At 54.1% G+C, this 9,845-nt stretch carries 14 protein-coding genes; 1 reads left to right on the top strand and 13 read right to left on the bottom strand.

All coding sequences use genetic code 11. From position 1 onward, the window contains the following. Positions 1-71 precede the first annotated feature (71 nt). The 6 genes from AAC035_RS13810 to AAC035_RS13785 form a co-directional block, all read right to left on the bottom strand. Positions 72-698: an SCO family protein gene (locus tag AAC035_RS13810; RefSeq protein WP_053113916.1), complete on the bottom strand. Its 627-nt coding sequence runs from the start codon at positions 696-698 to the stop codon at positions 72-74. A 17-nt stretch (positions 699-715) separates the two neighbouring features. Further along, on the bottom strand, positions 716-1,072 hold the full coding sequence (locus tag AAC035_RS13805) for a DUF3703 domain-containing protein (RefSeq protein ID WP_008173648.1): 357 nt from the start codon (positions 1,070-1,072) through the stop codon (positions 716-718). 57 nt (positions 1,073-1,129) lie between these two features. Then, a complete protein-coding gene (locus AAC035_RS13800) occupies positions 1,130-1,852 on the bottom strand; it encodes a cytochrome c biogenesis protein CcdA (RefSeq protein WP_008173647.1) in 723 nt (240 codons plus the stop codon). Positions 1,853-1,933: 81 nt separating this feature from the next. After that, positions 1,934-2,611, bottom strand: coding sequence for a thioredoxin domain-containing protein (locus AAC035_RS13795; protein WP_008173644.1), 678 nt, complete (start codon positions 2,609-2,611; stop codon positions 1,934-1,936). Beyond that, on the bottom strand, positions 2,608-3,042 hold the full coding sequence (locus AAC035_RS13790; RefSeq protein WP_008173641.1) for a disulfide bond formation protein B: 435 nt from the start codon (positions 3,040-3,042) through the stop codon (positions 2,608-2,610). Before AAC035_RS13790 ends, AAC035_RS13795 begins: the two co-directional genes overlap by 4 nt. Continuing rightward, positions 3,039-3,764: a cation diffusion facilitator family transporter gene (locus AAC035_RS13785; protein WP_008173639.1), complete on the bottom strand. Its 726-nt coding sequence runs from the start codon at positions 3,762-3,764 to the stop codon at positions 3,039-3,041. The genes AAC035_RS13790 and AAC035_RS13785 overlap by 4 nt, the downstream gene beginning before the upstream one ends. A 69-nt stretch (positions 3,765-3,833) precedes the next feature. Between AAC035_RS13785 and AAC035_RS13780 the strand changes: the two genes are divergently transcribed. Beyond that, a complete protein-coding gene (locus tag AAC035_RS13780) occupies positions 3,834-4,241 on the top strand; it encodes a helix-turn-helix domain-containing protein (protein WP_008173636.1) in 408 nt (135 codons plus the stop codon). Between the two features lie 61 nt (positions 4,242-4,302). On the opposite strand, the gene AAC035_RS13775 is transcribed toward AAC035_RS13780, so the two are convergent. From AAC035_RS13775 to AAC035_RS13745, 7 genes are all read right to left on the bottom strand, one after another. Beyond that, positions 4,303-4,926, bottom strand: coding sequence for an SCO family protein (locus AAC035_RS13775; RefSeq protein ID WP_273072755.1), 624 nt, complete (start codon positions 4,924-4,926; stop codon positions 4,303-4,305). Beyond that, positions 4,923-5,765, bottom strand: coding sequence for a cytochrome c oxidase assembly protein (locus AAC035_RS13770; protein ID WP_053113382.1), 843 nt, complete (start codon positions 5,763-5,765; stop codon positions 4,923-4,925). Before AAC035_RS13770 ends, AAC035_RS13775 begins: the two co-directional genes overlap by 4 nt. Positions 5,766-5,787: 22 nt before the next feature. After that, positions 5,788-6,426 carry a thioredoxin domain-containing protein gene (locus AAC035_RS13765; protein WP_058091791.1) on the bottom strand — a complete coding sequence of 213 codons (639 nt, stop codon included), beginning with the start codon at positions 6,424-6,426 and terminating at the stop codon, positions 5,788-5,790. A 44-nt stretch (positions 6,427-6,470) separates the two neighbouring features. Then, on the bottom strand, positions 6,471-7,472 hold the full coding sequence (locus tag AAC035_RS13760; RefSeq protein WP_227507881.1) for an arsenic resistance protein: 1,002 nt from the start codon (positions 7,470-7,472) through the stop codon (positions 6,471-6,473). Positions 7,473-7,505: 33 nt separating this feature from the next. Then, positions 7,506-8,414: a cation diffusion facilitator family transporter gene (locus AAC035_RS13755; protein WP_008175827.1), complete on the bottom strand. Its 909-nt coding sequence runs from the start codon at positions 8,412-8,414 to the stop codon at positions 7,506-7,508. Positions 8,415-8,484: 70 nt separating this feature from the next. Then, positions 8,485-9,024: a signal peptidase II gene (lspA, locus tag AAC035_RS13750; RefSeq protein ID WP_008175825.1), complete on the bottom strand. Its 540-nt coding sequence runs from the start codon at positions 9,022-9,024 to the stop codon at positions 8,485-8,487. Positions 9,025-9,028: 4 nt separating this feature from the next. Continuing rightward, positions 9,029-9,845, bottom strand: an 817-nt coding sequence (locus AAC035_RS13745; RefSeq protein ID WP_339805115.1) for a cation transporter, incomplete at its 5' end; no start/stop codon positions are given.

Here is a 9,845-nt window from a genome sequence, read left to right as displayed (position 1 = left end):
GATCAGGCTCCTTCAGTCGTAAACAAAAGCGAACATTCGAGTCAGAGCTTTCCTCCAGAGCCTCCAGTCATTCAGTAATCCTCTTCAAGCAGGCCAACAAGGTCCTGCCGAATGGATTGAGCGCTTAAATCTTCCGGCCGGATAAGCAGGCGAGGATTACCCTCACGATCAAACACATAGACTGCACCGCTGTGAGTAACGGCATAGTCACCTTCTGCGTCCGGTTCTTCATGCCCGAACGTCGTCCGGTATCGCTGGGTAAGCGTGCGGAGGTCAGAGGCGTTGCCGGTCAGCCCGATGATTTTGTCACCAAAAAAATTGACGTACTCCGCCAGGCGTTCGGGTGTGTCGCGCTGAGGATCGACACTGACGAACAACGTAAGTACTTCCTCCTGATTTTCCGTGCTCAGCCCGCTGACGGCCTGGCTGAGTTTTTGCAGAGCAGTGGGGCAAACATCAGGGCAAGAGGTAAATCCGAAAAACAGCATTCGTACCTGACCACTGTAATCATCGCCTGAAACCCGTGTTCCCTGACTGTCGATCAAATCGAATTCAAGCTTGGGCATCACGCCGCTGATGTCTGTCCCGTGCCAATCCGGCGGATCATCGCCCATGCAGCCAACAAGGAGGATTGCCAGCATCATCAATGCAATGGATGCAAAGCGCTTTGCGTGGTGTTGGAAGCAGGGTTTGATCATCAAGTGGTGTCCTTCAATTACGTGTTGGAAGGATTCTGGTGTCCCAGAACAATCGCCAAGTCTTCCGGCACCGCCATCGGTTCAAATGCGCTGACGTTGGCACGTCCCGTATTGCCGACAGGAACCCGGATTCGTGAAACCAGCAACGCAGCGAAGGCCCGAGCCAGCTGACCGAGAACCTCGCGAGCATCGCGCGCGTGCCAGCCAAGCCGGAGCATGCGCAAATGTGTTGTCGTGTGCGCTAACGCGAACTTCTGGCTCAGAATATGAGCCCGTTCAAGATGTCTGAACGCTGTAGCGACATCGCCCTGATTGTCAGCATCAGCGGCTGCTGCCGGTTCTGTCAGATAGAACGTCTTGAGTTCACTGTTCACTGCTCAGTTCTCCTGCCTTATCGGCCAGCTAAGTTGTGGGCAAAGATTTGCCCGGGATCAACCGAGTCTTCCGAGTACCGGAAATGCGGATAACATCCATGATGCAAACCGGGTCATCTGTCCCGTCAGCACCATTACCCCCATAACAACCAGAACCAGCCCTGCCAGGATTCTCAGTGACTGACTCCAGCGGCTCATCCAGCGCACTCGCGCCCGAAAGTGCTTAATAAATAAAGCCGTTGCCAAAAATGGAATTGCCAACCCCAGCGAATAAACGGCCAGGTACAGCATGCCGGTTTCAGCATTCGCATGGGTGGAACTGAGAGCCAGGATAGCGCCCAATATCGGGCCAATACACGGTGTCCACCCGACGGCAAAGGCCAAGCCGAGAAGGAACGCTGCCGTGGGCCGTCCACCCTCAAGGGTTTGCCCAAAGCGCCAGTCGCGCTGTAACGCGGGCATGCTCCACCAGCCCAGCATAAATAGCCCCATCAGCACAATCAGAATGCCCGCCACCAGATTGGCTTCCTGCCGGTAGGCCATCAGCCACTGACCGAGCAGACTAGCGCTGGCACCAAAAGCGATGAACACTACACTGAACCCAAGGACAAAACAGATACTGAGCCACAGAGATTGCAGTCGACTCGAACGGTCTGTGACAGTGCCGCCCGTAACGACCGATAGATACCCCGGAACCAGCGGCAGAGTGCAGGGTGAGAAAAATGACACCAGGCCGCCAAAAAAAGCAGCCAGCATTCCCCATGTCGCAAGATCTGGCATTTCCGTGAGTCCTCAATTTTCTGAGTTCAGTTGACGGTGGAGGGCATCAAGCCCATCCGTGTTTTGTTCGACACCGGTCGACTATTTCTGTGCGTCTGGGAGCGACTCCTGAACAAGACGAAGTAGCGGTTTGGGACCAAACTCCGTGAGTTGGCGGCCATTCACGAAAAAAGTCGGGGTGCCCCGAACACCGATGGTTTTGACGTCCTGCATGTCCTGATCAAGGATGGCGCTTATCCGTTCGGATTGCATATCCTCACGGGCTTGGGACAGGTCCAGACCGGCTGCCTCGGCCGCTCCCCATGCCTTGGCAACCTTCGGGTCGTCGTGCCAGGCCGGCTGCACCTCCAACACAGCTTCCAGCACCGGTTCATAGACATCTTGCAGGCGAGCTGCTTCCAGAATTCTGGAGACTTCCTCGGAACCCTGATGGAACATTGTGTACCGCAAAACAAGCCGCACCTGGCCTGGATACTCAGCAAGTATCTGTTTCACGATCGGGTAGAACGCCCGGCAGGCTTCGCAGGAGGGGTCGAAAAACTCAACGATGATCACCGGTGCGTCGGCAGGCCCGAATGTGGGCGAATGGAAGCGTACCAATGCTTGTTGGTTCGCGATCGGTTCGGCAGCGGCAACAGACTTTTCGCCGGTGGTGGCCGTTTTTTGAGGCTGCTGGGGCTGTGGCTTGAATAGGACGGCGGCTGAAAAGGCTGCGATCAGCACGAGACACACGACAACAAAGATGGCACGACGATTCATGTATGAACTCTCCGACGGATAAGCAAGAGCAGAATGATGATGGCAACAAAAATGGCCAGCGATAGAAACGGAAGCGGCAGCCCACCAAATATCGTCATTCCGTCACCCGAGCAGGACGGGCCAGTGGCCGTGCAGGGCTGAATGGGTTGTGGAATGAGCCCCACATAAAGCAGTGAGTGGGCTAGAGCGAACAGGGAGCCAATGACAGACAGCGGCATAGCGTAGCGCCAAACGTTAAAATCCGAGTAGTAGCAGGCGACTGCGAGAATCACCGCCAACGGAAACATGAAGGCGCGCTGAAACCAGCACAGAACGCACGGAGCCTGCCCGAGAACTTCCCCGATGTAGATGGCTGAAAGCGAGGACCCCGCCGCCAGTAGCCAGGCTGACAGCAGCAGCCCCCATGGAATCACCCGGTTATTGGTGGTCACCGGGATGGCTCTCTGGATTCATTGGCACAAGTGCTTTGCGAAGAAGAGCAGCAGCTGTTTCCAGCGGTATCGCCTTCATCTTTGCTCGATTTATCGGCGGTTTCAGCCCCACCGGCACGCCATTCCTCCATACCCTCACGGATGACCTGCCAAGCGGAGTGCAGGAATAGCGCAGCAATGGCGAGGCCCACAATGATGTCCGGCCAGAGGGTATTGGTGAGGGCGACCAATCCTGCCGCAATGATTACACTGCTATTGGCGAACAGATCGTTCCTGGAACACATCCAGGTGGAACGCATATTGAGATCGTCCGCACGATGACGGTAGAGCAACACAAAACAAACGCCGTTTGCAAACAGGGCAAGAGCGCCGACAGCGCCCATCCACTCGGCGGCGGGCACTTCCTGTATCACCAGCTTGCGGATGGCATCGGCGACAACAACAAGCCCGAACAACAGCATAAAGCCGCCTTTGAACAAAGCCGCTCCGGCACGCGCGCGACGGCTTCGGTCCAGCACGAACAGTGTCAGTGCATAGACAGACGCGTCGCCAAACATATCCAGCGAATCGCCCAGCAACGCGGTAGAGCTTGCAATCCAGCCGGCGCTGAATTCCACCACAAACATCACTGCGTTGATGGCAAGCGCAATGTAAAGCACCCGGCTTTGGCTCGCTCGCAATTGTGCCAGTTCACCGGCCTTGTTTTCACAGCAGCTGTCCACGACGAACCCTCCTAAAACGTGCAATACATCGATACACTGGTGGTTATAGTAACTATAAGGTCAATAGCGATGAGCGAAAAAAGGAACACGGTCGGTCGGCTAGCTGATGATACGGGCGTTAAGCCCGTGACCATCCGTTATTACGAAAAAATTGGACTGTTGCCGAAAGCGACCCGCTCGGAGTCGGGCTATCGTCTCTACTCCGAAGAGGATCATTCGCGGCTGCTGTTTATTCGACGAAGCCGCGGGCTCGGATTTAGCCTTGACGATATTCGTGAACTGCTTTCACTGGCGGATCGTCAGCAGGAGTCCTGTGCGGGTGTGGACGCCAAAGTTGAACAACAACTGGTTCAAGTGCGCTCTCGACTGAAAGATCTACATGCAATGGAACACGAGTTGGAAAGACTGAGTGCGTGTTGTGACGGCGGAGTTATTATGGACTGCCGAATTATCGAGACACTCTCCGGCTCTGCTTAACCACTTTGTATGTGCCCGCCAACCAGGACTGTCTCAATTCGAGTTGGGACAGTCTATTCAGTCAGGCATCCTCCTGAATAAGAGCAACGAGGTCATGCCGAATTTCTTCTCTACTCAGATCGGGCCGCATTAAGAGGCGGGGGTTACCTTCGCGATCAAATACATAAATCGCGCTGCTGTGTGAGACCGCATAATTTCCATCGGGGTCAGGTTCGTCATAACCGAAGGTTGTTCTATATCGTTTTGCCAGTTCACGAAGCTGGGGTTCTTTTCCAGTGAGTCCTACAATATTGTCACCGAAGAAATCCACGTATTTTGCGAGGCGCTCAGGCGTGTCACGGTTCGGGTCGACACTCACAAACAAAGTGAGCACTTCATCCTGAAGCTTCGGGTCCAGGCCACTGGTTGCCTGATTGAGTTTTTGCAGGGCAGTCGGGCAAACATCGGGGCACGAGGTGAACCCGAAAAACAGCATTCTCACGCGGCCACTGTAATCACTGCCAGACACTAGCTCGCCCTGGCTGTTAATCAGATCGAATTCCAGCTCGGGCATCAGCCCACTAATGTTTTTACCGTTCCAGTCTTCCTCGTCATTTCCAAGGCAACCAGTCAGCAATAGGGATGCTATCAGCGTTAAGGTCGCCGATATGATTTTGGTGCGCTGTCGCCAGAAGCGAGTTCTCATGACGCTGTTTCCTCAAGTTGTTTGGATTGGTTGGTATATTTTCCGTCCTGATGCATGGCTCGCCGGAGCATCAGAAGAATACCAAGGATGCTCATCATGGCTGGAGGAATATAGGTCAGCATGCCGCCCAGAAGCTGGTCGACTTCCGGGTCCAGCGGCCAGGCCCTGCCACAGACTTCGTAAACGTCATAGACCATGTCACGTGAGAACACGATCCACGCCCCAAGAAACATCTGAAGCACACCTGCGGCGGCCAGAACCAACATGCGTCTGCCATACCCCAGCGATGAGGTGATCGCCGGCGGTCTTGGATCAAAGATCAACCACCAGAACAGCAGGCCATCCAGCAACATGCTCCAGTTCATGACCCAATACAGATCCCGGCTGAGCATGGCGTCGAAATGGATTGATGGCCACAGCCAGAAATAAATGAGCCCGACAAACAGGAATAGGGCGATGAAGGGTTGTTGCAGGACTTGATAAACCCAACTCAGAGGCCGGAGCGTGCGCCTCCAGCCTGGGCTGATTTTTTCAAACCAGAACCGCATGACTGGCAAGGGATTGGAAAGCGCGATCAGGATAGGCCCGATGTGATGAAGAATCAGGTGCTGGCCCCGATGGACGAAGAACATGTATTGTGCGTAGTAATCGAAGCGGGTCTGCATCACCGCATAACAGATCAGTACCCCCAGGGTGAACGCAAAGATCCGCAGTGAGCCTGGCCGGTCCTGTTCCGGCATCCGAATTAGCCCGACGCCATAGAATCCCATCACGAGCATGTAGCTGAGTATGGTCAGCGGCGAGAAATCGTAGGGTAAAAGGTAGTCAAGCAGTGACATAGCGTTGCCGGTTGTTTTGTTGTTATTTCAGTGACCCTACCTTGGATGTCACCAGGTCGTACAGTTCCTGAGGCCCCAGGCGGCTCAAGGTGTCTCCGTTAACGTAGAATGTTGGGGTTCCGGAAATTCCAACCGCCTTAACGTCCGCAGCATCCTGTTGAATAATGCCGTCAATCTCGGGTGAGTTCATACCGGCCCGAGCGGCTTCGACATCAAGTCCGGCTGACTCCGCCGCATCCCATGCTGCGGCGACCTTTGGATCATCGTGCCATTTCGGTTGTGCTTCCATAACAGCGTCCAGTACCGGCTCATAGACCCCCTGTTCACGGGCGGTTTCCAGGATTCTGACGGCCTCTTCCGAGCCTTTGTGAAACAATACGTAGCGCAGTACCAGACGCACGTTGTCCGGGTAGGCAGCCTGAATCTGTTTCACATAGGGATGCATGGCGCGACAACCTTCGCAGGATGGGTCGAAGAACTCGACAATGGTTACCGGCGCGTCCTCAGGGCCAATAACGGGAGAGTAATCCCTCACCAGTGGCGTTTTTTCAACAACGGCGGGTTCATTAGTGCCCTGGGAGCGATCGTAAATAACAAAAGCACCAGCAAAGACAACCAGACAAAAAAGAAGGAGACTGATGACCAGGGTTCGGGTTTGCACGGGAGATCTTCCTATTTTAAATGAGTTTACGGGTTTCAGATTATTCAGGTGTCCGGTAGCAGCCGACTAGGCACCCACCGCAGATAAAGCATCATTCCAAACAGTTCCAACAAAGACTGGACGACAATCACCACGACGGCCACAGCCCAGGCCTCTGGCATTGACAGTGCCAAAGGTAAAACCACGAAGGAGTTGCGTGTTCCTAGGCTGAAGATGACGGTGCGACCGGTTTCTACCGGTAATCGAAAGACCCGGCGCAGAGCCTTTCCAACCAGAGCCGCAGCTAGAAGATAGGCCGGAAACAGAATCATCAAGGGCCAGATAAGTGAGCCGGTACTGTCGATCTGGCTGACCTGTGTCATTGAGATGATGAACAGTACGACTGTCAGCAGAGGGACCGGCATCAGACCCATGAAGCGAATGAACCCGATGGCTTTTCTGGAGTTTTCGGCCCATTTTTCAGTCAGAAATGCCAGGATAAGCGGGACAATAATCAGCCCGCCAAAGGCCGGCAGGAGGTGCCGCCCAAGCTCAAGATTCACGTCGAACTGATTACCCATGAAAAGCCAGAGGTAAAGTGGAAGAAGACCCAGTTGAGCAATCAGCAGAACCGGTGTTGCCGCAATGGCTCGGGTGCTGTCCCCCTTGCCTAGGTGAGTGAAGGTGACAAACCAGTCGGTACAGGGCATCAGCAATACCAGAAGCACACCCAGCTTCAGCGCGTCATTATCCGGCAGTGCCAACACCAGCAAGGCAGTGATCGCTGGCATCACCAGGAAGTTGCCGGTGAGCAAGGCACTCATGAACCGACGATCCCGGAACACATCAGACAGGTGAGTCAACGGTGTTTGAGTAAACGTGGCGTAGAGCAAAACCCCAAGCAAGGCCCAGATCAGGTATTCCGGCACATTGTCGCCGAGAGATCCTGTCCAACCGACAACAAGACCGAGGATAACCGCGATGAGGTAGGCCCAGACCTGATGGCGTTCAATTACGTCTCGCATGGCGTGCTCGTAACCGTGAGGCATGTCGGCCATTCGCAGCATATCTGCCACACGGCACCCATTTCAGCAGCCCTGCTAGCCATGGCCATAAGTATGGGCATCTTTGTGACTGTGATCAGGATGTTCAAACTCCAATGTTGAATGAGTGATGCTGAACTCGTTTTCCAAAGTTCGTTTTATCTTGTCCTTGACTTTCTCAAGTTCATTCCATGCACTTATCTCGACCACCACATGGGCGTCAAGGGAGGCATCATGCTCACCCATCTGCCAGAAATGTACGTGGTGAAGGTCGATAACGCCCTCTACGTTTGATACAGCCTCAATGACCGAATCTGTGTCGATATCCACAGGACTGCCCAGCATGAGTGTTCGGATGGTTCCGCCGATTTCCGTCAGGCCCAGGTAGAGAATGTAGCTGGCGATACCAATTGTGATCGCTGGATCAACCCAGCGCATGTCGTAGAGCAGAATCAGGGCACCGCCTATAACGACTGCTATTGAGGCAAACGCATCAGACAAGTTGTGTAAAAACAACGCACGAATATTAACGCTGCCCTTCTGCATCGAGTAGGTCAGCAGCGCGGTCAGCGCGTCCACTACCAGTGCGACAATGCCAAGCCAGATTACCCACCATCCCTTGATTTCCGTCGGCTCAATGAATCGCATGGTACCTTCGTAGATCAGGTAAAGGCCTATCATGATCAAGGTGGTGTAGTTTATGAGTGCCGCAACGATCTCAATTCTCCCATAGCCAAAGGTCATCTTTGAGTCGGCCGGGCGGCGTGCAATTTTCCGGGCGGCAAAAGCGATAACCAGCGATGCCATGTCTGAAAAGTTATGTATAGCGTCGGCGATCAGCGCCAGGCTGCCAGCGAAGATCCCGCCCGCGATCTGGGCGACAGTCAGGACGCCATTCGCCCAGATGGCTACTGCAACTCGCTTGTCCTTGGTATCCGGCGACATGTGAGCATGCTCGTGGCCCATTATTTTCTCCTTGTTCGGTTACTGTTCAACTAAATGTAGTCGCAATACTCGCTAAGCCTGACTAAGAGGGTTATGCGTTGGCGACATCGCGCAAACTAGCCATTCTGGCGATTTTCCATGTTGTTTCCCACACTTTTTCGGCCCTGAAGCCCGTGACAAAAATCATGATCACGCCCAGGACTATGAAGGCGTCGGCAATATTGAATGCCGGCCAGTGCCAGGATTGCCAATGAAAATCCAGGTAATCGACAACATAGCCTCGAAAAACTCGGTCGATGACATTTCCGAATGCACCGCCAAGTACCATCGAATAGGCTAGGGCTTCGGTTCGCTTATGGCTGTCCCGAATCAATTTGACCAGAACAGCCGAGACGACAATGGCTATCGCAATAAAAAAATATCGCTGCCAGCCATCGCCATCGGCAAAGAGACTGAAGGCAGCGCCTTTATTCCATACGTGCACCCAATTAAAGAAAGGAGTGATCTCAACCGATTGCCCGTAAGCCATGGATTGCTGGACGAGCCATTTAATAAGCTGGTCGGCCAGTGCTATAAGTGCCGAAAAGCCGAGAAAGGTGAGCGTAAAAAAGCGAGAACGGTCTTCAGACATCGAATTATCCTTTTAGCGCAAGAATTCGCTTGGCACCAATGAGTACAATGCCTCCCACAATACCGCCAATAACCAGATCCGGGTAGTTGGAGCCGGTCCAGGCAACAAGAAGCCCTGCAAGGATAACCCCCAGATTGATGACCACGTCGTTGGCCGAAAATATCCAGCTTGCCTTCATATGCGCGCCGCCTTCGCGGTGCTTGGATATCAACAGCAGGCAACCGGTATTGGCGATCAACGCGACGAAGGCGATGGCCATCATCATCAGCGATTCAGGCTCACTACCGAAAACAAAGCGTCGCACCACCTCGACGAGTACGCCGATAGCCAAAATCAGTTGCAGTACCCCTGCCAGATGCGCGGCACGTACCTGCATTTTCGCACTGCGCCCTACGGCATAGAGAGCCAGGCCATAGACGGCTGCATCGGCAAACATATCCAGGGAATCAGCGATCAGGCCGGTAGACTGGGCGATCAGGCCAGCAGTCATTTCCACCACGAACATGATCGCATTGATACCGAGCAACACGCGCAGAGTGCCTGACTCCTGCGTAGCAGAGACCGCCGAGCTCTCAGCGGCCTTGATCGTCTCTGGGTCGGCAATGACGGTTTCCTGAAGAGAGGCGCCTAGCCCCAAGGTCGCCAGTTTCGCGGTAATGGGCTCAGCCTCGCCGTCATGCACGACCTCCAATCGGCGGTTCGACAAGTCGAAGGACAGCGTTCGAATCTCATCAAAGCCGTTCAGCGCCAAGCGGATCATCCGTTCTTCTGAAGGACAATCCATCTTCGGCACAGCATACACGCTGACCCATTCCCCTGAC

Origin of the sequence: uncultured Marinobacter sp. (assembly GCF_963974375.1) — a bacterium.
Taxonomy (GTDB): Bacteria; Pseudomonadota; Gammaproteobacteria; order Pseudomonadales; family Oleiphilaceae; genus Marinobacter.
Note: the sequence above shows the minus strand (reverse complement) of the source record. Positions and strands in the feature narration are given on the sequence as shown.

Bases quoted from the DNA above. Each gene is read 5' to 3' on its own strand.
- AAC035_RS13810 (WP_053113916.1), bottom strand. From the start codon at position 698: ATGATCAAACCCTGCTTCCAACACCACGCAAAGCGCTTTGCATCCATT.
- AAC035_RS13800 (WP_008173647.1), bottom strand. From the start codon at position 1,852: ATGCCAGATCTTGCGACATGGGGAATGCTGGCTGCTTTTTTTGGCGGC.
- AAC035_RS13795 (WP_008173644.1), bottom strand. From the start codon at position 2,611: ATGAATCGTCGTGCCATCTTTGTTGTCGTGTGTCTCGTGCTGATCGCA.
- AAC035_RS13780 (WP_008173636.1), top strand. From the start codon at position 3,834: ATGAGCGAAAAAAGGAACACGGTCGGTCGGCTAGCTGATGATACGGGC.
- AAC035_RS13775 (WP_273072755.1), bottom strand. From the start codon at position 4,926: ATGAGAACTCGCTTCTGGCGACAGCGCACCAAAATCATATCGGCGACC.
- AAC035_RS13770 (WP_053113382.1), bottom strand. From the start codon at position 5,765: ATGTCACTGCTTGACTACCTTTTACCCTACGATTTCTCGCCGCTGACC.
- AAC035_RS13760 (WP_227507881.1), bottom strand. From the start codon at position 7,472: ATGCTGCGAATGGCCGACATGCCTCACGGTTACGAGCACGCCATGCGA.
- AAC035_RS13755 (WP_008175827.1), bottom strand. From the start codon at position 8,414: ATGGGCCACGAGCATGCTCACATGTCGCCGGATACCAAGGACAAGCGA.
- lspA (WP_008175825.1), bottom strand. From the start codon at position 9,024: ATGTCTGAAGACCGTTCTCGCTTTTTTACGCTCACCTTTCTCGGCTTT.